The sequence below is a fragment of the Pseudomonas sp. MSSRFD41 genome, assembly GCF_014230245.1.
GTDB classification, from domain to species: domain Bacteria; phylum Pseudomonadota; class Gammaproteobacteria; order Pseudomonadales; family Pseudomonadaceae; genus Aquipseudomonas; species Aquipseudomonas piscis.
This window is the reverse complement of the sequence record NZ_JACKZK010000008.1, coordinates 117,033-136,744: the sequence shown is the minus strand read 5'-3', so window position 1 is coordinate 136,744 and position 19,712 is coordinate 117,033. Positions and strand designations below refer to the sequence as shown.

Genomic DNA, 19,712 nt, shown 5'->3' with positions numbered 1-19,712 from the left:
CCAGGCCGTGGCCCATGGCCTGTGGACCGAACAGCGACGCGGCAACATCGAGGGGTGTACGGCCAATGGCGCACTTATGCGGGAGGAAAGATTGCAGCCGCTTCTAGCCTCCCGCCCCGGTCAGGTACTAGGAAGGAGATGCCCGTACCCGGCAGCTCGAGTGAAATCGGCAAGTCTCCAAAGACTGCCATTCGCCCCCCATGTGCCATCGGCAACGTCCGTTAGCTGTATCGAAGTCATCAGCATGCGACCGTCATCCGGCTCTGTACTTTTTTCGATGGCCTGGTGCAGGCCCAACACGTAGTCCTTGCGCATCTGCTCATCAAGGACGCCAGCAGGCACCTTGACCAGAACGATGCAGGGAATCGCATGAGCGTGCACGCTGATTCCCCCACAGAGCCAGTCGGCAGCCCGCACTTCCTCGATGAGCACCCAGCACAGGCTGCGCTGTCGAGGATCGCTTCCCATGTGCTCATGAGCGATGGCTGCCTCGCTGACGCACGTCAATAGTCGCTTTCGTTGCTGATCGCTGAAAGCTCCGGTGGGTACCTTGATCAGGATGTTGGGCATGGCTGAAACCTTGGCAATGGATTGAGCCGCTATTGAGCCTGGCGTCCACCTCTGGCAAAAGTGTCTGATCCGTCCTCTTTCGAGCACAATCAGACAATGTACGATTTCACCATTGTGGTCATACCGGGAGCATTCGCCTCGAGCGTGGCCTCTACTCTGGACATACTCGCCACCGCGGCAAGCGTCGGCGAGCGGCGCGGCCTGGCCACGCCACGCTGGCGGATATGTGGTCCTCGCCCCGGCTCGGTGACGCTGGCGCATGGTCTGCAACTGCCGGTGGAACCGATCGAGCCTGACGTCCAGGACAACTCCTGCTGGGTCATACCGGGTATTGGCGTCGGCGACATCGACCTGCTTCAGCAGCGCCTCGAAGAACCCTGGGCGAGCCCTCTGCTCTCGGCGCTAAATACCCACGTCGCAAACGGCCAGGAGATCGCCGCGTCATGCTCTGCGGTCTTCCTGCTGCATGCAGCCGGACTGCTGGAGGGGCGGCGGGTGACTACCTCCTGGTGGCTGGCACCACACCTGCAGAAAATCGCTCCGGGCTGCCGTGTCGACCCTGACTTCATGGTACTGGCCGACCCTCCGTTGACCACCGCGGGGGCCGCCTTCGCTCAAACAGACCTCATGCTGCATCTGCTTCGCCGACGCTTGTCGCCCGAAATCGCCAACTCCGTGAGCAAGGCTCTGCTCCTCGACCGCCGACAGCTGCAGTCGCCGTTCGTGATCCCCGCCATGCTGGTGCAGGGCAATGCCCTGGTCTCGCGCCTGACCTCACAGATCGAGGACTCGCTGCCGGACCTACCCGGCGTCAAGGCACTCGCTGCGAGCGTCGGCATGTCCGAGCGGACCCTGTCGCGTCACGTCCACAAGGCGACGGGGCACTCTACTCGGCAGTTGATCCAGCGAGTGCAACTGAACAAGGCCCGAGTGCTGCTCGAATCCGGCGAATATTCCGTCGAAGCGGTCTCGGCGCAGGTCGGCTATCAGGACGCGACAGCTCTCCGGCGCTTGATACGCCGACTGCTGAACTCGACCCCACGGCAACTGCGCCAGAGTTGATCGGGCGGCTGCTTCAGCACTCTCGAACGTCCGCTGTGGGTAAGCGTGTCCCGGGGCATTTTCTCCCTACCCGGTTGGCACGGCTGAAGCGTTTGCGGACACCGTCGGCCGACAGGACTCGCGCGTGATTGCAGGTGCCTTCGCCACCGTCCACACCCCGGCCGAAGAAGGTCGAGATCCAGGGCTTGTCCGAGGAATGCGCTAGCCGCGCCGACGCCCTGCCCCGCCGCCCCCGGGATTGAAGGCATAGCGCTCGACCAGCACGTCGTAGGCGATCCATCAGCCTGGTGCGAAGCTGCCCAACCTCAGGCAAATCAAGCGGGTGATCCTGCCCGAGACCGACCCGCTACTGGTGGGGCCCGGCAAGAGCCTGCCGGTGCGGGTCCTGCTCGACGGCCAGACAGCGGCGGGAGTGAAGCGGGTAAGAAATGACCGCAATGCACCCAATACCCTGGGCACCGAGACCGATGCCCAGGGTCGCACCCAGGTGCTGGTGCGCAACGAGGGCTTGAGCGCGATCCCCGCGCAGGTCGAGGCCCCCTCAAGGGCACCCCCGACGCTGCCTCCCGCGGCCCGTTCAGCTCCCTGACCTTCCTCGGAGAACCGCACCATGAGTGAGCGCAGCCGCAGGCGGCAATAGCGAGCGGCAAGTCTTTAGCTGCAAGCGAGAAGCCCCAGGCACATGCCCTGGACTTCCAGCTTGCCGCTTAGAGCTGCCCCAATCCGTCGACCAGGGCCTGGTTCTGCTCCGGCGTGCCGATGCTGATCCGCAGGAACTGGGCAATCCGCTGCTGCTTGAAGTGGCGCACGATCACCCCCTGTTCACGCAGCTTGGCTGCCAGGCCCGCGGCATCGTGTTGCGGGTGGCGGGCAAAGATGAAGTTGGCCGCCGAAGGCAGCACTTCGAAACCCTTGGCCTGCAACTGCGCCACCAGCCATTCGCGACTTTCAATTACCTGCTGGCAAGTCTTCTGGAAGTACTCGCGATCTTCGAAAGCCGCGGCTGCACCGACGATCGCCAGGCGATCCAGGGGGTAGGAGTTGAAGCTGTTCTTGACCCGTTCCAGGGCCTCGATCAGGTCCGGATGCCCGACCGCCAGGCCCACCCGCAAACCCGCCAGGGAACGGGACTTGGACAGGGTCTGGGTCACCAGCAGGTTCGGGTAGCGGTCCACCAGGCTGATGGCGGTCTGGCCACCGAAATCGATGTAGGCCTCATCCACGACCACCACCGAATCGGGGCTGGCCTTGAGGATCTGCTCCACCGCCTCCAGGGCCAACAGGCAACCGGTAGGCGCATTCGGGTTGGGGAAAATGATGCCGCCATTGGGCTTGGCGTAGTCGGCCACGCGGATCTGGAATTGCTCGTCCAGCGGCACCGCGTCGAAATCGATGCCATACAGGCCGCAATACACCGGATAGAAGCTGTAGCTGATGTCCGGGAATAGCAGCGGCAGGTCCTGTTGCAGCAGGCCATGGAAGATGTGCGCCAGGACTTCGTCGGAACCGTTGCCGAGGAACACCTGGTTGGCCTTCACCCCGTAGTAGCTGGCCACCGACTGCTTGAGCAGGTCGCTGTTGGGATCGGGGTACAGCCGCAGGTTGTCGTTGAGCTCGGCCTGCATTGCGGCCAGGGCCTTGGGCGACGGGCCATAGGGATTTTCGTTGGTGTTGAGCTTGACCAGCTTGGTCAGCTTGGGTTGTTCGCCCGGTACGTAGGGCACCAGGTTCTTGACGAACGGACTCCAGAATTTGCTCATGCTCATTGCCCCTGATCTTGGTCGTCGACGATACGGTATTCAGCGCTGCGGGCGTGGGCGGTCAGCGACTCGCCACGGGCCAGCACCGAGGCCGTACGGCCCAGTTCGGATGCGCCCTGCTCGGAACAGAAGATGATCGACGAGCGCTTCTGGAAGTCATACACCCCCAGCGGCGAGGAAAAACGCGCGGTGCCGGAAGTCGGCAGCACGTGGTTCGGGCCGGCGCAGTAGTCACCCAAGGCCTCCGAAGTGTGGCGGCCCATGAAGATCGCCCCGGCGTGGCGGATCTGCGGCAACCAGGCTTGCGGGTCGGCCACCGATAGCTCCAGGTGCTCGGGAGCGATGCGGTTGGCCACCTCGATGGCTTGCTGCATGTCGCGGACCTGGATCAGCGCGCCCCGGCCATTGATCGAGGTGTTGATGATCTCGGCCCGCTCCATGGTCGGTAGCAGCTTGGCGATGCTGGCGGCTACCCGATCGAGGAACTCGGCATCCGGGCTGACCAGGATCGCCTGGGCATCCTCATCATGCTCGGCCTGGGAAAACAGATCCATGGCGATCCAGTCCGGATCGGTCTGGCCATCGCACACCACCAGGATCTCCGAGGGACCGGCGATCATGTCGATACCGACCTGGCCGAATACATGCCGCTTGGCGGTGGCCACATAGATGTTGCCCGGACCGACGATCTTGTCCACCTGGGGCACGCTCTGGGTGCCATAGGCCAGCGCGGCCACGGCCTGGGCGCCACCGATGGTGAACACCCGGTCGACCCCGGCGATGCAGGCGGCGGCCAGCACCAGCTCGTTGACCTCGCCACGAGGAGTCGGCACCACCATCACCACCTCGGAGACGCCGGCAACTTTCGCCGGGATGGCGTTCATCAGCACCGAAGACGGATACGACGCCTTGCCACCCGGCACGTACAGGCCGGCACGGTCCAGGGGCGTGACCTTCTGGCCGAGCACGGTGCCATCGGCCTCGGTGTACTGCCAGGAGTCCTGCTTCTGCCGCTCATGGTAGACGCGCACGCGGTTGGCGGCCTTTTCCAGGGCCTCGCGCTGTACCGGGGTGATGCGGGTCAGGGCCAGCTCCAGGCGGGCACGGTCGAGGATCAGGTCATCGATGGCCTTGGCCTCGACACCGTCGAAACGCTGGGTGAACTCCACCAGCGCCGCATCACCGCGCTCGCGCACGGCCTTGATGATGTCGAGCACACGCTGGTTGACCGCGTCGTCGGACACGCTTTCCCAGCTCAGCAGATGATCCAGATGTCGGGCGAAATCCGCATCGGCAGCGTTGAGTCGGCGAATTGCAGTGGGAGCGGTCATAGCGAAGGCCTCATTGATTGGCGAATGCACAAAAGGACAAGCTTGGTTTTGCATGACTCAGGCGCCGCAAGACTACCAGGCCATCCGCGTGGGCACCTGAGCATGCTGGGTATGACGCGGATAGATGGGCGCGGCTCGGGGGCCACGCATGTGAGTCAGCCGCGGTGTCGCGATTCCACTGCCTTGCGCAGGGTATCGATGAGCAACTGGATGCGGGCGTGCTGCATCTTCATGGATGCCTTGTTGACCACCAGGCGGGAGCTGATGGTAGCGATCAGTTCCTGGGGTTCCAGGCCATTGGCTCGCAGGGTATTGCCGGTATCGACCACGTCGATGATCTTGTCCGCCAGGCCGATCAGCGGTGCCAGCTCCATGGAACCATAGAGCTTGATGATGTCCACCTGGCGACCCTGCTCGGCGTAGTAGCGCTTGGCCACGTTGACGAACTTGGTGGCGATCCGCAGGCGGCCCTTGGGCTCCTGGGCACCGATGGCGCCGGCAGTCATCAACTTGCACTTGGCGATCTGCAGGTCCAGCGGCTCGTACAGGCCCTGGCTGCCGTACTCCATCAGGACGTCCTTGCCGGCCACCCCGAGATCAGCGGCGCCATGCTCGACATAGGTCGGCACGTCGGTGGCACGCACGATCAGCAGGCGTACATCGTCCTGGGTCGTGGGGATGATCAGTTTGCGGCTCTTGTCCGGATTCTCGGTTGGCACGATGCCCGCTTCAGCCAGAAGCGGCAGCGTGTCGTCGAGGATACGGCCCTTGGACAGTGCGATGGTCAACATGAGTAACGTAAGTCCTTATGCGGCGACTGATGCCCGGACGCAAACGGCGCCAGACATGCGTCGAGCCTGAAGACAGGCTCGACGTGGAACAAGAATCTGTGGCACCTCCCTGTGCCCACGGCAGGCTAGCCCGGTACGCGGCGGATCTTCGCGCCCAGCATCTGCAGTTTTTCTTCGATGCACTCGTAGCCACGGTCGATGTGGTAGATGCGATCGATCAGGGTATCGCCTTCGGCCATCAGGGCCGAGATCACCAGGCTGGCCGAGGCCCGCAGGTCGGTGGCCATCACTGGCGCGCCCTTGAGCAGGTCGGCGCCGGTGACGATGGCGGTGTTGCCTTCGACCTGGATCTTGGCGCCCATGCGGTGCAACTCGTACACATGCATGAAGCGGTTCTCGAAGATGGTCTCGATCACCGCGCCGGTGCCTTCGGCAATCGCGTTCAGGGAAATGAACTGCGCCTGCATGTCAGTCGGGAACGCCGGGTATGGAGCGGTACGCACGTTGACCGCCTTGGGGCGCTTGCCGTGCATGTCCAGCTCGATCCAGTCGCTGCCGGTGGTGACTTCGGCGCCCGCTTCCTTGAGCTTCTCCAGTACGGCTTCCAGGATGGTCGGATCGGTGTCCTTGACCTTCACCCGGCCACCGGTAACGGCCGCGGCCACCAGGTAGGTGCCGGTCTCGATACGGTCGGGCATCACCCTGTAGGTAGCCGAGTGCAGGCGCTCGACGCCATCGATGGTGATGGTGTCGGTGCCGGCGCCGGAGATCTTCGCGCCCATGGCGTTCAGGAAGTTCGCCAGGTCGACGACTTCGGGCTCGCGGGCGGCGTTCTGCAGCACGCTGCGGCCCTTGGCCAGGGCCGCCGCCATCATGATGTTCTCGGTACCGGTCACGCTCACGGTATCGAAGAAGAAGTTCGCGCCACGCAGGCCGCCTTCGGGGGCACGGGCCTTGATATAGCCGCCTTCGACGTCGATCTTCGCGCCCATGGCTTCCAGGCCGCGGATGTGCAGGTCCACCGGACGCGAACCGATGGCACAGCCGCCGGGCAGCGCCACTTCGGCCTCGCCGAAGCGCGCGACCATCGGCCCCAGCACCAGGATCGAGGCACGCATGGTCTTGACCAGCTCGTAAGGCGCCACCAGGGTCTTGATGGTGCGCGGGTCGATCTCGACGCTGAGCTTTTCGTCGATCACAGGCTCGATGCCCATGCGACCGAACAGCTCGATCATGGTGGTGATGTCGTGCAGGTGCGGCAGGTTGGCCACGGTGACCGGGCCATCGCACAGCAGGGTTGCCGCCAGGATAGGCAGCGCGGAGTTCTTGGCCCCGGAAATGCGGATCTCGCCATCGAGGCGAGCGCCGCCGGTAATAATCAATTTATCCATAAGAGTCTCGACGCCCTTGGGCTCAGGTGCGCTCGGCCCAGGCCGCGCGGCTGAAAAATTTCATGGTGATCGCGTGGATGCTGCCATCGGCAATCCATGGATTCAAATGGGCATAGATGCTCTGCTGACGCTTAACCGGGCTCAAGGCCGACAGTTCGTCGCTAATCACGTTCAGCTGAAAGTTGCAGCCTTCGCCCTCAACTTCTACCTGAGTTCCGGGCAGCTTTCCTTCGAGAAAGCTCTTCACTTCGTTGGCCTGCATGCTCAACCTCAATCGGCGCCCTGTGCGCGCGGGTCGGACATCATACAAAAAAGCCCCGCGCCTGCGAACCCCGCATAAGCAGGACTCTGACGGGGGGCTTTGCGTGACCCGTTGGCGACTAGGGCTGCGCGAGGATCTCGGTTACCCCGGACACCTCGGCGATTTCCTTCATGCCGTCCGGAAGTGCACGCACGCTCACGGCCTTGCCCAACGCCTGAGCATCGCGCATGAAGGCCAGCAATAGGGCCAGGCCGACACTGCTGGAGCGTTCTACCGCCGAGCAGTCGAGCACCAGCACCGGGGCCTGGCTCGACTTGATCAGCGCCTGGCCCTGTTTGCGCAGGCCCGGGCCGCTGCGATAGTCCAGCACGCCGCTGATCAACAACTCCCCGGCAGTACCGAGGCGCACGCCCGACTCGCTCATTGCTCGGCCTTTGGCGCAGCCTTGTCGGTGGCTTCCTTGGCCTTGGCCACTTCACCGGCCCAACCGTCGATGGTCTTGTCCAGGTTGTTGCCGTTGCGCTGCATGGCATCGGCGAACTGATCGCGGAACAGCTTGCCGATGTTGATGCCATTGATGATCACGTTACGAATTTTCCACTCGCCGCTGATCTTCTCCAAGGTGTAGGACACCGGATAGATGGCCCCATTATTGCCCTTGACCTGCATGTCGACGCTGGTACGGGTGCCGCTTTCATCCTTGGGAGGAGAAATGGTGATGCCTTGGTTGTTGTATTCCAGCAACGCATTGCCATAGAACTGGATCAGGCTGCGCTTGAAGTTCTCCTGGAAGCGCGACATCTGCTCCGGGGTGGCCTTGCGTGAATACTTCACGGTCATGATGCTGCGGGAGATGCCGTCGGCATCCACCGCCGGGCCGACAATGCCGTTCAGGGCGTTGTAGAAGTCGTTCGGGCTTTGCTTGTACTTCTCCTTATTGGCCGCAAGGTCCGCCAACAAGCGGTTGGTAGTGTCCTGCACCAGGTCATGGGCGGAGGTCGGATTCGCCGCATTGGCCAGCAACGGCAGCGCAGCGAGCAGCACCAGCAGGCCACGTCGCAAGATAGAAATCATCGAAAAACTCCTCATTTGGCGTCTTTGCTAACGGTATTGAGCAGGAATTTACCGATCAGGTCTTCCAATACCAGCGACGACTGGGTGTCGTGGATGGTTCCACCATCCTTGAGCAGGGCTTCTTCCCCACCCACGCTGATACCGATGTATTTCTCACCCAACAGGCCAGCAGTCAGGATAGATGCAGTGGAGTCGGTCGGCAGGTTATCCACGCGTTTTTCCAGTTGCATCGTCACCCGGCCAGTGAAGCTGTCGCGGTCCAGATCGATTGCCGTGACTTTGCCGATGGTCACCCCGGCCATGGTCACCTTAGCTCTGACCGTCAAACCGGCGATATTGTCGAAGTAGGCATAAAGTTTATAGGTATCGGTGCTCGCGGTCGGAGACAAGCCACTGACCCGCAGGGCAAGCAACAGCAAAGCCAGGATGCCGGCCAGCAGGAAAAGGCCGACACCGATTTCCAGGGTGCGGTTTTGCATCAGAAATCTCCAAACATCAAGGCGGTCAGAATAAAGTCCAAGCCCAGTACAGCCAGCGAGGCGTATACCACGGTCTTGGTGGTGGCACGGCTGATGCCCTCTGAAGTGGGCTCACAGTCGTAGCCTTGGAATACGGCGATCCAAGTCACTACAAAGGCAAAGACGATGCTCTTGATCACGCCATTGAGCACGTCGCTGCTGAAGTTCACGCTGTTCTGCATGTTCGCCCAGTAGGAGCCTTCATAGACTCCCAGCCAGTCGACAGCCACCCACGAGCCACCCCATATACCCACCACGCAGAAGATCATGGCCAGCAGGGGCAAGGAGATGAAACCGGCCCACAGGCGCGGGGCGATGATGTACTTGAGCGGGTCGACACCGATCATCTCCAGGCTGGAGAGCTGCTCGGTGGACTTCATGTTGCCGATCTCGGCGGTCAACGCCGAACCGGCACGCCCGGCGAACAACAGCGCGGTGACTACCGGCCCCAGTTCACGCAGCAGGGTCAGGGCGACCATCTGGCCTACGGCCTGCTCCGAACCGTAGCTGGAAAGGATGTTGAAGCCCTGCAACGCCAGCACCATGCCGATGAAGATCCCGGACACGACGATGATTACCAGGGACATGACGCCCACTGAATGCAGTTGCTTGACCAACAGGCCGAAACCACCGCCGATGCTGCCGCGGCCGAGCAGCGCATGGAACAGGAACAGGGTGGAACGCCCCAGTACCGCCAGGACATCGATGCCTGAGCGACCGAAGAGGCGAATCCTCTCGATTAACGATATCTTGCGCATCAGCGCTTCCCCAGAAGATCTGCGCGGTAGTCCGGCGCTGGAAAGTGAAACGGTACCGGGCCGTCGGGATCGCCCTTCATGAATTGCCGGATACGCGGATTGTCGGAGTCCATCAACTCGGCAGGAGTTCCCTGGCCCAATACCTGGCCGTCACCCACTACATACAGGTAGTCGGCGATGCTCGCGGTTTCCGCCAGGTCATGGGACACCACGATGCTGGTGATACCCAGGGCATCGTTGAGCAGCCGAATCAGGCGCACCAACACCCCCATCGCGATCGGGTCCTGGCCCACGAAAGGCTCGTCGTACATGAGGATCTGCGGGTCCAGGGCGATGGCGCGGGCCAGGGCGACCCGGCGTTTCATGCCGCCTGAAAGCTCGTCGGGCATGAGGTCGACGGCCCCACGCAGCCCCACCGCCTGCAGCTTGAGCAGGACAATGTCACGAATCATTTCGTCAGGCAGCTGGGTATGCACCCGCAGCGGAAAGGCCACGTTCTCGAAGACATCCAGGTCGGTGAACAGCGCACCGCTCTGGAACAGAACGCCCATCTGCTTGCGCGCATCGAACAGGTCGCTGCGCGAGAGAGCCGGCAGGTTCTGGCCATTGACCCAGACCTCGCCACTGCTGGGCCGCAACTGCATGCCCATCAAGCGCAACAGGGTAGTTTTCCCACAACCGGAAGGCCCCATGATGCCGGTGACCTTGCCCCGCGGAATACGGATATCCACGTCATTGAATATGCTGCGCGTACCGCGCTTGAAGGAAACGCCCTTCAGCTCGACCGCGTAAGCGTTGTCGGCACTCATCTAAACTCCTTGCGATGCAGCCTAACACTCGGACGCTAGGCTCTCTCTCGAAAGCACGTGCCCCTGGGCAGGCCGAACTGGCGGCGAACTATATCACTGCTGGTGCAGAGCCCCCAAGGCCGAAGCCATGACCGTTCAGGTATAGGACAGGCAAAATCGCCGGTTTCCCTGCGCAAGTAGACAAAGGCTGACGAACTTGCGTGAGGGATTCGATCATTACCGCTATAATCGCCGCCTTTTCATCGGGCTATACGATTTCAGACATGAGTCAATCCAGCGACCTGATTCAATCGGCACAACGCACAATCCGCCTCGAAATCCAGGCAGTAGAGAGCTTGCTGCCCCATATCGATGCAGATTTCGTACGTGCTTGCGAGATGATTCTGGCCAGCAAAGGTCGAGTAGTAGTGGTCGGCATGGGCAAGTCCGGGCACATCGGCAACAAGATCGCCGCCACCCTGGCCAGCACCGGAACCACGGCCTTCTTCGTTCACCCGGCCGAAGCCAGCCATGGCGACATGGGCATGATCACTCGCGACGATGTGATCCTCGCCCTTTCCAACTCCGGCTCCACCCATGAAATCGTGACCCTGCTGCCACTGATCAAACGCCTGGGCATCCAGCTGATCAGTATCACCGGCAACCCTGATTCGCCGCTGGCCAAGGCCGCCGACGTCAACCTCAACGCCCATATCGAACATGAAGCCTGCCCGCTGAACCTGGCACCAACTTCGTCCACCACCGCGGCCCTGGTCATGGGCGATGCCCTGGCCGTGGCGCTACTGGAAGCCCGCGGCTTCACCGCCGAAGACTTCGCCTTCTCCCATCCAGGCGGAGCACTGGGCCGCCGCCTGCTGCTGAAGGTCGAGAACATCATGCACGCCGGCGCACAGCTGCCGCAGGTCCAGCGCGGCACCCTGCTCAAGGATGCCCTGATGGAGATGAGCCGCAAGGGCCTGGGCATGACCGCTATCGTCGAGGCCGATGGGCGCCTGGCCGGAATCTTCACCGACGGCGACTTGCGCCGCACCCTGGACCGCAACATCGATATCCATCGCACCGTCATCGATGAAGTCATGACCCTGCGCGGCAAGACGGCACGCGCCGAAATGCTGGCAGCCGAAGCCTTGAAGATCATGGAAGACAATCGAATCAACGCCCTGATCGTGGTGGATGACGAGGACCGACCGATTGGCGCCTTCAACCTGTCCGACCTGCTGCGCGCGGGAGTGATGTAAATGAACGACGACCTGCTGCAACGCGGCAAGCACATCAAGCTGGCGGTCTTCGACGTCGACGGCGTACTGACCGACGGGCGCCTGTACTTCCTCGAGGATGGCAGCGAATTCAAGACCTTCAACACCCTCGATGGCCAGGGCATCAAGATGCTCATGGCAGCTGGAGTGCAAACGGCCATCATCAGCGGTCGCAAGACGCCAGTAGTGGAGCGCCGGGCCAAGAACCTGGGGATTCCCCACCTGTATCAGGGCCGCGAAGACAAACTGGTGGTATTGGACGAACTTCTCGCCCAACTGGGCCTAAGCTATGAACAGGTCGCCTATCTGGGCGATGACCTGCCCGACCTGCCGGTGATCCGCCGCGTCGGCCTGGGCATGGCGGTCGCCAACGCGGCCCCGTTCGTCCGCGAGCATGCCCATGGCATTACCACGGCGCGGGGCGGCGAAGGTGCGGCCCGCGAGTTTTGCGAGCTGATCCTGCATGCCCAGGACCGCCTCGAAGCAGCCAACGCTGCTTATTTATAGGGCCCCGCCGATGCTGAGCAAAAAAATTCGCAACATCCTGATCTTCGGGACCATCGCCCTGCTGTTCGCGGCGGTCGGTTACTGGAACATCAGCCCGGAACGGTTTCTCGACAAGCCTGTGGTGCAGGTCGACGAAAGCGCCATCGATTATTTCGTGATCAACGCCCACAGCGTGCAGTACCTGCCCGATGGCAAGCTCCAGTACGAGATGACCTCGGACAAGGTCGAGCACATCAAGGCCAGCGAAGTGACCCTGATGACCAAGCCGGACCTGCAGATGTATCGAGGCACTACCTACCCGTGGCATGTCCAGAGCGAGCGTGGCGAGGTCAACCCCGATGGCACCGAAGTCGAGCTGATCGATTCGGTCCGGGTGGCCCGCACCGACGAGAGAAATCGCAACCTGCTGATCACCACCAGCCGCATGACAGTATTCCCGCAGAAGCAATATGCGCAGACCGAGCAAGCCGTTAGAATCGACGGCGCCGACGGCGTGACCACGGCCAAGGGAATGAAAGCGTATTTGAAAGACGGCAGGATGAACCTGCTATCGAACGTAAGAGGACAGTATGAGGCTCGTTAAAACCCTCCCTATTTTGCTCAGTCTGGGCGCAGCACTGGGAAGCGTGAGCGCCTGGGCTCTGCCGAACGATAGCCAACAGCCGATCCGCATCCAGGCCGATGACGCCCAGCTCGACGACAAGAATGGCGTGGCCACCTACAAGGGCGACGTGATCATCACCCAGGGTTCGATGAAGATCACCGGCAATACCGTGACCATCACCCGAGCCAAGACCGGTGAAATCGACGTGGTCACCTCGGTGGGCAACCTGGCCTACTTCGAGCAATTGCAGAAGCAAACCGATCCGAAGCCGGTCCAGGCCTACGCCGTGACCATCCAGTACCATGCCCAGCAGAACCGCATCGTGCTGATCGACAAGGCCAAGGTCATCAACGATGGCAACACCACCGAAGGCGAGAAGATCGTCTACGACACCGTCAAGCAAGTGGCCAACGCCGGCCGCGCCAACGGCAGCTCGGTTACCGCGCCACGTCCGCGGATCGACATGGTCATCCAGCCGAAAAAGAAAACCGACGAGCAAAAGGCCCAGTAATGGCAACTCTCAAAGCCCAGCACTTGGCCAAGAGCTACAAGAGCCGCCAGGTCGTGCGTGATGTCAGCCTGTCGATCGACAGCGGCCAGATCGTCGGCCTGCTTGGCCCCAACGGTGCCGGCAAGACTACCTGCTTCTACATGATCGTGGGCCTGGTCCAGGCCGACCAGGGCCGGGTCCTGATCGACGACCTGGACGTCAGCCACCAGCCGATGCACGGCCGCGCCCGCGCCGGTATCGGCTACCTGCCCCAGGAAGCCTCGATCTTCCGCAAGCTGTCGGTGGCCGACAACATCATGGCCATCCTCGAGACTCGCAAGGAACTGGACAAGGCTGGCCGTCGCCAGGAGCTGGAAAGCCTGCTACAGGAATTCCACATCAACCACATCCGCGACAACCTCGGCATGAGCCTGTCCGGTGGCGAGCGCCGCCGCGTGGAAATCGCCCGGGCCCTGGCCACCGCCCCCAAGTTCATCCTGCTGGACGAACCTTTCGCAGGCGTGGACCCGATCTCGGTCGGCGACATCAAGCAGATCATCCATCACCTCAAGGCCAAGGGGATCGGCGTGCTGATCACCGACCACAACGTCCGCGAAACCCTGGACATCTGTGAAACCGCCTATATCGTCAATGACGGGCAACTGATCGCCGAAGGCGACTCCCAGACCATCCTGGCCAACGAACTGGTCAAGGAAGTCTACCTGGGCCATGAGTTCCGCCTGTAAGGGCTGAGGTGCAGGACCCATTGCCTGGGCGCTGGGGACGATAAAACCCCACAAACTTTATTGTTACAGCGCTCTAGGCAAACACTTCAGTTTCAGGCATATAATTTGCTTATGTTTGGCGCTCCGGCGCCCTGTAGTGGATGGCGCATGTGCGCCGGCAATTAAGGTGTTAAGCCCCTGCCATGAAACCATCGCTAGTCCTGAGAATGGGCCAGCAGCTGACGATGACACCGCAGCTGCAACAGGCCATCCGCCTGCTCCAACTGTCGACCCTGGACCTGCAACAGGAAATCCAGGAAGCCCTGGAGTCCAACCCGATGCTCGAACGCCAGGAAGAGGGCGACGACTTCGACAACAGCGACCCCCTGGCCGACAACACCGAATCCAAACCCAACACCGAGATCCAGGAACCCTCCTACCAGGAAACCACCCAGACGGTGGACAGCCTCGAGGACGGTGAATGGAACGAACGTATCCCCAACGAGCTGCCGGTGGATACCGCCTGGGAAGATGTGTACCAGACCAGCGCCAGCAGCCTGCCCAGCAGCGATGATGACGAGTGGGACTTCACCACCCGCACCTCGGCTGGCGAGAGCTTGCAGAGCCACTTGCTCTGGCAGCTGAACCTGGCCCCCATGTCCGACACCGACCGCCTGATCGCGGTGACCCTGATCGACTGCATCAACAACCAGGGCTACCTGGACGAAACCCTGGAAGAGATTCTCGAAGCCTTCGACCCCGAACTGGATATCGAACTGGACGAAGTCGAGGCCGTGTTGCATCGCATCCAGCAGTTCGAGCCAGCCGGCATCGGTGCCCGCAGCCTGGGCGAATGCCTGCTGCTGCAATTGCGCCAGCTGCCGGCGAAAACCCCTTGGCTGGCCGAGGCGCAGCGTCTGGTCAGCGACTACATCGACCTGCTGGGCAGCCGCGACTACAGCCAACTGATGCGCCGCATGAAGCTCAAGGAAGACGAACTGCGCCAGGTCATCGAGCTGGTGCAGAGCCTCAACCCACGCCCGGGTTCGCAGATCGAGTCCAGCGAAGCCGAGTACGTGGTCCCGGACGTCATCGTGCGCAAGGACAACGAACGCTGGCTGGTGGAGCTGAACCAGGAATCCGTGCCACGCCTGCGGGTCAACGCCCAGTACGCAGGGTTCGTGCGCCGCGCCGATACCAGCGCCGACAACACCTTCATGCGCAACCAGTTGCAGGAGGCCCGCTGGTTCATCAAGAGCCTGCAAAGCCGCAACGAAACCCTGATGAAGGTCGCCACCCAGATCGTCGAGCACCAACGCGGCTTCCTGGAATACGGCGACGAAGCGATGAAGCCCCTGGTCCTGCATGACATCGCCGAAGCGGTGGGTATGCATGAATCGACGATTTCCCGGGTGACCACGCAGAAATTCATGCATACCCCACGGGGCATATATGAGCTGAAATACTTTTTCTCGAGCCACGTCAGCACCTCCGAAGGCGGTGAATGCTCGTCCACGGCAATCCGCGCGATCATCAAGAAACTGGTGGCCGCGGAAAATCAGAAAAAGCCGTTGAGTGACAGCAAGATCGCTGGTTTACTGGAGGCACAAGGCATTCAGGTAGCCCGCAGGACCGTCGCCAAGTACCGCGAATCCCTTGGGATCGCGCCTTCCAGCGAACGCAAGCGGTTGATGTAGCCGCCGGGCTGGCCAAAGCGTTTCGGAGTGTGTTTGAAGGCCCGCCGAGCGATGATCGGGCAAGGTAGCCCGATCGCTGTGCAGGCTGGTTTCAGACACAGTCTAGGTGGCAGGCAAAACGGCCTGCCGCGTTATGCACTGGCAACGAAGGAGAAGCTGTATGCAAGTCAACATCAGTGGACACCAACTCGAAGTGACCGAACCCCTGCGCGCCTACATCGGCGAGAAACTCGACCGACTGGAACGCCATTTCGACAAGATCACCAATGTGCAGGTCACCATGGCCGTCGAGAAGCTGAAGCAGAAAATCGAAGCGACCCTGCACATCCACGGTGGGGAGGTCGTCGCCAATGCAGAACATGACGATATGTATGCCGCAATCGACCTGCTCACGGACAAGCTTGACCGCCAACTGAAAAAGCATAAGGAAAAGCAACTCCACCTTCTCCAAGGCACGGGTCGCTGATACTCCCCTCCCATGATCCGACTTGAAAGCATCCTGACCCCCGGCCGTTCCCTGGTGAACGTGCCGGGCGGCAGTAAAAAACGCGCCCTCGAACAAATTGCCAACCTGATCAGCCGTGAAGTGCCTGATCTGGAAATGCAGGACGTTTTCGAGAGCCTGATCGCCCGCGAGAAACTCGGCTCCACCGGGTTCGGCAACGGCATCGCTATTCCTCATTGCCGCCTCAAAGGCTGCGAGTCCCCCATCAGCGCGCTGATGCACCTGGACGCCCCGATCGACTTCGATGCCATCGACGGCGCCCCCGTGGACCTGCTGTTCGTACTGCTGGTCCCGGAGGCCGCCACCGATGCGCACCTGGAACTGCTCCGGCAGATCGCCAGCATGCTCGATCGCAAGGAAGTTCGTGACCGGCTGCGCAGCGCCACCAGCAACGAAGCCTTGTACCAGGTCGTGCTGGACGAACAGAACGGTCGGTAACCATGCGTTTGATCATCGTCAGCGGCCGTTCCGGCTCAGGTAAAAGCACGGCCCTCGATGTTCTGGAGGATCATGGCTACTACTGCATCGACAACCTGCCCGCCGGCCTGTTGCCCGAGCTGGCCGAACGTGCGTTGATCCATACCGAGTTGGCGCAGCCACTGGTGGCGGTGTCCATCGACGCCCGCAACCTGCCAAGCCACCTGTCGCGTTTTCCGGAATTACTGGAAGAAGTACGCAGCCGGCACATACAGTGCGATGTGCTGTACCTGGACGCCGACGAGGAAACCCTGCTCAAGCGGTTCTCGGAAACCCGCCGGCGCCATCCATTGAGCAGCGCCAACCGCTCGCTGGCCGAGGCCATCCATGACGAGACCCAGCTATTGGGACCGATCGTCGACCTGGCCGACCTCAAGGTCAACACCACCAACCTCAACCTCTATCAGCTGCGGGATACCATCAAGCTGCGGCTGTTGAACCAGCCCGAGCCAGGCACCGCCTTCCTGGTGGAGTCTTTCGGGTTCAAGCGTGGCATGCCGGTGGACGCCGACCTGGTGTTCGATGTGCGTTGCCTGCCCAATCCATACTGGAAACCCGAACTGCGCGCCCAGTCCGGACTGGATGCTCCCGTGGCCCAATACCTGGCTGCGCAACCGGATGTCGAAGAGATGTTCCAGGACATATCCAGCTACCTGCTCAAGTGGTTGCCACGCTTCGCCGCCAGCAATCGCGCCTACGTGACCATCGCCATTGGCTGCACCGGTGGACACCATCGTTCCGTGTACCTGACCGAGCGCCTGGGCCAGGTCCTGCAAAAATCCCTGAAGAACGTCCAGGTTCGCCACCGCGACCTTAGCTGAAAGGATCTATCCCGCGATGCCAGCTCTGGAAATCGAGATCATCAACAAACTGGGCCTGCATGCCCGCGCCTCAGCCAAGTTCGTCGGCGTCGCCGGCCAGTTTCCCTGCCAGATCCGCGCCGGCCGGACGCCGGAGTCCATGGTCGACGGCAAGAGCATCATGGCCATGATGATGCTCGCCGCCGGCAAGGGCACCAAGATTCACCTCAAGACCGAGGGTGAGCAGGAACAGGAAGCGCTGGATGCTCTGGTCGCCTTGATCAACAACTACTTCGACGAAGGCGAGTAAGCCCGCCCGGGCATTACCCATCCGGCACTCAAGAGAGTGCCGTGTCCATTACCATCATCAGGCAAAAACCGATACACAAGCCAAGACTGGCAAGCCTTTCGTGACCATTGCGCCGGGACTCGGGGATCACCTCATGAGTCACCACCAACAGCATGGCTCCGGCCGCCAGGGCCAACCCCAAGGGCAACAGTACCTGTGCCAGGCTCACCAGCCAGGCACAAAGCAGGGCGAAGACTGGCTCCACCAGGCCAGAAGCAGCGCCGATCAGGAACGCCCTGACCCGCGACATTCCAGCACCTGCCAACACCAGAGCGATTACCAGCCCTTCCGGCACATCCTGCAGCGCGATACCCATGGCCAGGCTATCCGCGTCGGCCATGCCGCCGCCGGCCGACACTCCGACCGCCATGCCTTCTGGAATGTTGTGGGCCATGATGGCGAAGACGAATAACCAGATCCGCGGTGCAATGACCGGATGCTCCGGCGTGCCCACCAGGGTCTGCGAACCGCCGCTGGAAATCTTGAGGTCCATCAGGAACAGGCCGAGAGCGCCCAGCATGATCCCGGCGCAGACCAGGCCACTGGCGCCCCAGGCCGACAACCCCAGGTCCTGGGCCGCGGCGATGCCCGGCACGATCAGCGAAAACGCCGTCGCCGCCAGCATCACCCCGGCGCCGAAGCCGAGCAGCGTATCGCCCACCGCGATTGGCATCTTGCGGATCACCAGCACCGGCACCGCTCCCAGGGCTGTGCCAAGGGCGCAGATCGAGCCCCCCTGCAGGGCACGTAACAAGCGTGGCTCCAGGGCCAGCCAGTTCAGTCCCTGAGCCACCAGCAATGCGGTACCCGCCAACAGCAGCAGCGAACCGAAGGCATAACGAAACATCCGTCCGCTGCTGATCGCCAATATCTCCGTGCCCATAGTCGGCCTTATTTGTTATCCAAGGAAAAATCAGGCCATCGCGGCGTGGTAACGCTGGGCAACTTCGGGCCAATTGATCACGTTGTAGAAGGCATTGATGTATTCGGGCCGGCGATTCTGGTAGCGCAAATAGTAGGCGTGCTCCCAGACGTCCAGGCCGAGAATCGGTGTGTTGCCATTCATCAGCGGGCTGTCCTGGTTACCGCTGCTTTCCACCACCAGGATTTTCTCCGGGGTCACGCAGAGCCAGGCCCAGCCGCTGCCGAAACGGGTCAGCGCGGCCTTGGTGAAAGCCTCCTTGAAGCTCTCGAAACCACCCAGGTGCCGATCGATGGCCTGCGCCAGCGCACCATCAGGCTTGCCTCCGCCAGCAGGCGTCATCACCGCCCAGAAGAGCGAATGGTTGGCGTGGCCGCCTCCCTGGTTGATTACCGCGGCGCGCAACCCTTCCGGCAACTGCTGGATGCTGGCCACCAGCCTCTCCACCTCCCACTCGGCCCATTCAGTGCCTTCTACCGCGGCATTGAGGTTATTGATGTAGGTCTGGTGGTGCTTGGTGTAGTGGATCTCCATGGTTTGCGCATCGATATGCGGCTCCAGGGCGTCGTAGGCATAAGGCAAGGCAGGCAAGGTAAAGGACATATCAGTGCACTCCATAAGAGGGGCTGTCGAATAGCGGGCTGCCTGGTGACAGCCGCGCGACGTTGTTGTCCAGCAAGCGATGGGAACGGGGATATGCACCGTGCTCACCGATGAAATTGAGCAGCTCGAGGTAGGTCTTGCTGCTTTGGCGCAGGGCCGCTTCACGCAACGCCAGGGGCAAGCGGTTGTCCTGCATGGCCTGCAACAAGCGCTGGTGGATAGCGCAAAGATACTCCGCGCTCTCCTGCGGCTGATTCAGGCGTAAATGCAGGTCCGCCAGGTTGTGGTGGGAGATCACGCAGGCCGCCACCGCTTCGTCGGCATCAGGCCAGCGCTCGAACAGCACCTGGGCCAATGCCAGCGCTTGCAGGTAGAACTCACGGGCATCCACCAACTCGTCCTGCATGAACAGGCGATTGGCCCTTTCAATCGTGCGTTTCCAGTGCTCCAT

General features: G+C 61.7%; 25 protein-coding genes and 1 pseudogene. 12 read left to right on the top strand and 14 right to left on the bottom strand.

The features are described from left to right. Positions 1 to 120: 120 nt before the first annotated feature. Positions 121 to 570, bottom strand: a complete 450-nt coding sequence (locus H7A76_RS14670; protein WP_185699146.1) for a tautomerase family protein — start codon at positions 568 to 570, stop codon at positions 121 to 123. Positions 571 to 666: 96 nt separating this feature from the next. Between H7A76_RS14670 and H7A76_RS14665 the strand changes: the two genes are divergently transcribed. Further along, positions 667 to 1,632 (top strand): GlxA family transcriptional regulator, encoded by a 966-nt coding sequence (locus H7A76_RS14665; protein ID WP_185699145.1) that lies wholly within the window; start codon positions 667 to 669, stop codon positions 1,630 to 1,632. Positions 1,633 to 1,903: 271 nt separating this feature from the next. Then, a pseudogene (locus H7A76_RS14660) lies at positions 1,904 to 2,250 on the top strand (DUF4198 domain-containing protein); the annotation flags it as partial. 89 nt (positions 2,251 to 2,339) lie between these two features. Here the strand turns inward: H7A76_RS14660 and hisC are convergent. The 10 genes from hisC to H7A76_RS14610 form a co-directional block, all read right to left on the bottom strand. Next, complete coding sequence (hisC, locus tag H7A76_RS14655; RefSeq protein WP_185699144.1) at positions 2,340 to 3,392, bottom strand: histidinol-phosphate transaminase; 1,053 nt, start codon at positions 3,390 to 3,392, stop codon at positions 2,340 to 2,342. Between the two features lie 2 nt (positions 3,393 to 3,394). After that, positions 3,395 to 4,723 (bottom strand): histidinol dehydrogenase, encoded by a 1,329-nt coding sequence (hisD, locus tag H7A76_RS14650; protein ID WP_185699143.1) that lies wholly within the window; start codon positions 4,721 to 4,723, stop codon positions 3,395 to 3,397. A gap of 155 nt (positions 4,724 to 4,878) precedes the next feature. Further along, the gene (hisG, locus tag H7A76_RS14645; protein ID WP_053134145.1) at positions 4,879 to 5,514 is read right to left on the bottom strand and encodes an ATP phosphoribosyltransferase; all 636 of its coding nucleotides are present in this window, start codon (positions 5,512 to 5,514) and stop codon (positions 4,879 to 4,881) included. A 125-nt stretch (positions 5,515 to 5,639) separates the two neighbouring features. After that, positions 5,640 to 6,905 carry a UDP-N-acetylglucosamine 1-carboxyvinyltransferase gene (gene murA, locus H7A76_RS14640; protein WP_185699142.1) on the bottom strand — a complete coding sequence of 422 codons (1,266 nt, stop codon included), beginning with the start codon at positions 6,903 to 6,905 and terminating at the stop codon, positions 5,640 to 5,642. A 22-nt stretch (positions 6,906 to 6,927) separates the two neighbouring features. Beyond that, entirely contained in the window at positions 6,928 to 7,167 is a 240-nt protein-coding gene (locus tag H7A76_RS14635; protein ID WP_185699141.1) for a BolA family protein, read from the bottom strand. 118 nt (positions 7,168 to 7,285) lie between these two features. Continuing rightward, complete coding sequence (locus H7A76_RS14630) at positions 7,286 to 7,591, bottom strand: lipid asymmetry maintenance protein MlaB (protein ID WP_185699140.1); 306 nt, start codon at positions 7,589 to 7,591, stop codon at positions 7,286 to 7,288. Further along, positions 7,588 to 8,241 carry a phospholipid-binding protein MlaC gene (locus H7A76_RS14625; protein WP_185699139.1) on the bottom strand — a complete coding sequence of 218 codons (654 nt, stop codon included), beginning with the start codon at positions 8,239 to 8,241 and terminating at the stop codon, positions 7,588 to 7,590. Before H7A76_RS14625 ends, H7A76_RS14630 begins: the two co-directional genes overlap by 4 nt. An 11-nt stretch (positions 8,242 to 8,252) precedes the next feature. After that, the gene (gene mlaD, locus H7A76_RS14620) at positions 8,253 to 8,720 is read right to left on the bottom strand and encodes an outer membrane lipid asymmetry maintenance protein MlaD (RefSeq protein ID WP_011059277.1); all 468 of its coding nucleotides are present in this window, start codon (positions 8,718 to 8,720) and stop codon (positions 8,253 to 8,255) included. Further along, the gene (mlaE, locus tag H7A76_RS14615) at positions 8,720 to 9,517 is read right to left on the bottom strand and encodes a lipid asymmetry maintenance ABC transporter permease subunit MlaE (protein ID WP_022642330.1); all 798 of its coding nucleotides are present in this window, start codon (positions 9,515 to 9,517) and stop codon (positions 8,720 to 8,722) included. The genes mlaD and mlaE overlap by 1 nt, the downstream gene beginning before the upstream one ends. Further along, the gene (locus H7A76_RS14610; RefSeq protein ID WP_185699138.1) at positions 9,517 to 10,326 is read right to left on the bottom strand and encodes an ATP-binding cassette domain-containing protein; all 810 of its coding nucleotides are present in this window, start codon (positions 10,324 to 10,326) and stop codon (positions 9,517 to 9,519) included. The genes mlaE and H7A76_RS14610 overlap by 1 nt, the downstream gene beginning before the upstream one ends. A gap of 263 nt (positions 10,327 to 10,589) precedes the next feature. On the opposite strand from H7A76_RS14610, the gene H7A76_RS14605 reads away from it, so the two are divergent. The 10 genes from H7A76_RS14605 (at position 10,590) to H7A76_RS14560 (ending at position 17,697) form a co-directional block, all read left to right on the top strand. Then, a complete protein-coding gene (locus H7A76_RS14605; protein ID WP_185699137.1) occupies positions 10,590 to 11,564 on the top strand; it encodes an SIS domain-containing protein in 975 nt (324 codons plus the stop codon). Beyond that, complete coding sequence (locus H7A76_RS14600; RefSeq protein WP_185699136.1) at positions 11,565 to 12,089, top strand: HAD family hydrolase; 525 nt, start codon at positions 11,565 to 11,567, stop codon at positions 12,087 to 12,089. A 10-nt stretch (positions 12,090 to 12,099) separates the two neighbouring features. Further along, entirely contained in the window at positions 12,100 to 12,672 is a 573-nt protein-coding gene (lptC, locus tag H7A76_RS14595; protein WP_185699135.1) for an LPS export ABC transporter periplasmic protein LptC, read from the top strand. Continuing rightward, positions 12,659 to 13,204, top strand: coding sequence for a lipopolysaccharide transport periplasmic protein LptA (gene lptA / locus H7A76_RS14590; protein ID WP_053134140.1), 546 nt, complete (start codon positions 12,659 to 12,661; stop codon positions 13,202 to 13,204). Before lptC ends, lptA begins: the two co-directional genes overlap by 14 nt. Then, the gene (gene lptB / locus H7A76_RS14585; RefSeq protein ID WP_022642325.1) at positions 13,204 to 13,929 is read left to right on the top strand and encodes an LPS export ABC transporter ATP-binding protein; all 726 of its coding nucleotides are present in this window, start codon (positions 13,204 to 13,206) and stop codon (positions 13,927 to 13,929) included. Before lptA ends, lptB begins: the two co-directional genes overlap by 1 nt. Before the next feature lie 182 nt (positions 13,930 to 14,111). Further along, positions 14,112 to 15,605 carry an RNA polymerase factor sigma-54 gene (locus tag H7A76_RS14580; RefSeq protein ID WP_185699134.1) on the top strand — a complete coding sequence of 498 codons (1,494 nt, stop codon included), beginning with the start codon at positions 14,112 to 14,114 and terminating at the stop codon, positions 15,603 to 15,605. 160 nt (positions 15,606 to 15,765) lie between these two features. Then, the gene (gene hpf, locus H7A76_RS14575) at positions 15,766 to 16,071 is read left to right on the top strand and encodes a ribosome hibernation-promoting factor, HPF/YfiA family (RefSeq protein WP_016966642.1); all 306 of its coding nucleotides are present in this window, start codon (positions 15,766 to 15,768) and stop codon (positions 16,069 to 16,071) included. Between the two features lie 12 nt (positions 16,072 to 16,083). Then, complete coding sequence (ptsN, locus tag H7A76_RS14570; RefSeq protein WP_085596311.1) at positions 16,084 to 16,548, top strand: PTS IIA-like nitrogen regulatory protein PtsN; 465 nt, start codon at positions 16,084 to 16,086, stop codon at positions 16,546 to 16,548. Between the two features lie 2 nt (positions 16,549 to 16,550). Then, positions 16,551 to 17,408, top strand: coding sequence for an RNase adapter RapZ (gene rapZ, locus H7A76_RS14565; protein ID WP_185699133.1), 858 nt, complete (start codon positions 16,551 to 16,553; stop codon positions 17,406 to 17,408). Positions 17,409 to 17,424: 16 nt separating this feature from the next. Next, on the top strand, positions 17,425 to 17,697 hold the full coding sequence (locus H7A76_RS14560; protein WP_060837549.1) for an HPr family phosphocarrier protein: 273 nt from the start codon (positions 17,425 to 17,427) through the stop codon (positions 17,695 to 17,697). A gap of 28 nt (positions 17,698 to 17,725) precedes the next feature. On the opposite strand, the gene H7A76_RS14555 is transcribed toward H7A76_RS14560, so the two are convergent. The 3 genes from H7A76_RS14555 to H7A76_RS14545 are packed head-to-tail and all read right to left on the bottom strand — an operon-like array spanning position 17,726 to position 19,712. Continuing rightward, positions 17,726 to 18,619: a ZIP family metal transporter gene (locus tag H7A76_RS14555; RefSeq protein WP_185699132.1), complete on the bottom strand. Its 894-nt coding sequence runs from the start codon at positions 18,617 to 18,619 to the stop codon at positions 17,726 to 17,728. Between the two features lie 30 nt (positions 18,620 to 18,649). Next, positions 18,650 to 19,261 carry a superoxide dismutase gene (locus H7A76_RS14550; protein WP_185699131.1) on the bottom strand — a complete coding sequence of 204 codons (612 nt, stop codon included), beginning with the start codon at positions 19,259 to 19,261 and terminating at the stop codon, positions 18,650 to 18,652. Position 19,262: 1 nt separating this feature from the next. Further along, positions 19,263 to 19,712 (bottom strand): hypothetical protein, encoded by a 450-nt coding sequence (locus H7A76_RS14545; protein WP_185699130.1) that lies wholly within the window; start codon positions 19,710 to 19,712, stop codon positions 19,263 to 19,265.

Excerpts from the sequence above, each read along its gene's own strand:
- murA (WP_185699142.1), bottom strand. The coding sequence starts at position 6,905 with ATGGATAAATTGATTATTACCGGCGGCGCTCGCCTCGATGGCGAGATC.
- H7A76_RS14560 (WP_060837549.1), top strand. The coding sequence starts at position 17,425 with ATGCCAGCTCTGGAAATCGAGATCATCAACAAACTGGGCCTGCATGCC.
- H7A76_RS14665 (WP_185699145.1), top strand. The coding sequence starts at position 667 with ATGTACGATTTCACCATTGTGGTCATACCGGGAGCATTCGCCTCGAGC.
- H7A76_RS14580 (WP_185699134.1), top strand. The coding sequence starts at position 14,112 with ATGAAACCATCGCTAGTCCTGAGAATGGGCCAGCAGCTGACGATGACA.
- H7A76_RS14600 (WP_185699136.1), top strand. The coding sequence starts at position 11,565 with ATGAACGACGACCTGCTGCAACGCGGCAAGCACATCAAGCTGGCGGTC.
- H7A76_RS14670 (WP_185699146.1), bottom strand. The coding sequence starts at position 570 with ATGCCCAACATCCTGATCAAGGTACCCACCGGAGCTTTCAGCGATCAG.
- H7A76_RS14555 (WP_185699132.1), bottom strand. The coding sequence starts at position 18,619 with ATGGGCACGGAGATATTGGCGATCAGCAGCGGACGGATGTTTCGTTAT.
- H7A76_RS14625 (WP_185699139.1), bottom strand. The coding sequence starts at position 8,241 with ATGATTTCTATCTTGCGACGTGGCCTGCTGGTGCTGCTCGCTGCGCTG.
- H7A76_RS14630 (WP_185699140.1), bottom strand. The coding sequence starts at position 7,591 with ATGAGCGAGTCGGGCGTGCGCCTCGGTACTGCCGGGGAGTTGTTGATC.
- mlaD (WP_011059277.1), bottom strand. The coding sequence starts at position 8,720 with ATGCAAAACCGCACCCTGGAAATCGGTGTCGGCCTTTTCCTGCTGGCC.
- H7A76_RS14605 (WP_185699137.1), top strand. The coding sequence starts at position 10,590 with ATGAGTCAATCCAGCGACCTGATTCAATCGGCACAACGCACAATCCGC.
- lptA (WP_053134140.1), top strand. The coding sequence starts at position 12,659 with ATGAGGCTCGTTAAAACCCTCCCTATTTTGCTCAGTCTGGGCGCAGCA.
- mlaE (WP_022642330.1), bottom strand. The coding sequence starts at position 9,517 with ATGCGCAAGATATCGTTAATCGAGAGGATTCGCCTCTTCGGTCGCTCA.
- hisG (WP_053134145.1), bottom strand. The coding sequence starts at position 5,514 with ATGTTGACCATCGCACTGTCCAAGGGCCGTATCCTCGACGACACGCTG.
- H7A76_RS14610 (WP_185699138.1), bottom strand. The coding sequence starts at position 10,326 with ATGAGTGCCGACAACGCTTACGCGGTCGAGCTGAAGGGCGTTTCCTTC.
- hpf (WP_016966642.1), top strand. The coding sequence starts at position 15,766 with ATGCAAGTCAACATCAGTGGACACCAACTCGAAGTGACCGAACCCCTG.
- H7A76_RS14545 (WP_185699130.1), bottom strand. The coding sequence starts at position 19,712 with ATGGAGCACTGGAAACGCACGATTGAAAGGGCCAATCGCCTGTTCATG.
- rapZ (WP_185699133.1), top strand. The coding sequence starts at position 16,551 with ATGCGTTTGATCATCGTCAGCGGCCGTTCCGGCTCAGGTAAAAGCACG.
- H7A76_RS14550 (WP_185699131.1), bottom strand. The coding sequence starts at position 19,261 with ATGTCCTTTACCTTGCCTGCCTTGCCTTATGCCTACGACGCCCTGGAG.
- H7A76_RS14635 (WP_185699141.1), bottom strand. The coding sequence starts at position 7,167 with ATGCAGGCCAACGAAGTGAAGAGCTTTCTCGAAGGAAAGCTGCCCGGA.
- hisD (WP_185699143.1), bottom strand. The coding sequence starts at position 4,723 with ATGACCGCTCCCACTGCAATTCGCCGACTCAACGCTGCCGATGCGGAT.
- lptB (WP_022642325.1), top strand. The coding sequence starts at position 13,204 with ATGGCAACTCTCAAAGCCCAGCACTTGGCCAAGAGCTACAAGAGCCGC.
- ptsN (WP_085596311.1), top strand. The coding sequence starts at position 16,084 with ATGATCCGACTTGAAAGCATCCTGACCCCCGGCCGTTCCCTGGTGAAC.
- lptC (WP_185699135.1), top strand. The coding sequence starts at position 12,100 with ATGCTGAGCAAAAAAATTCGCAACATCCTGATCTTCGGGACCATCGCC.
- hisC (WP_185699144.1), bottom strand. The coding sequence starts at position 3,392 with ATGAGCAAATTCTGGAGTCCGTTCGTCAAGAACCTGGTGCCCTACGTA.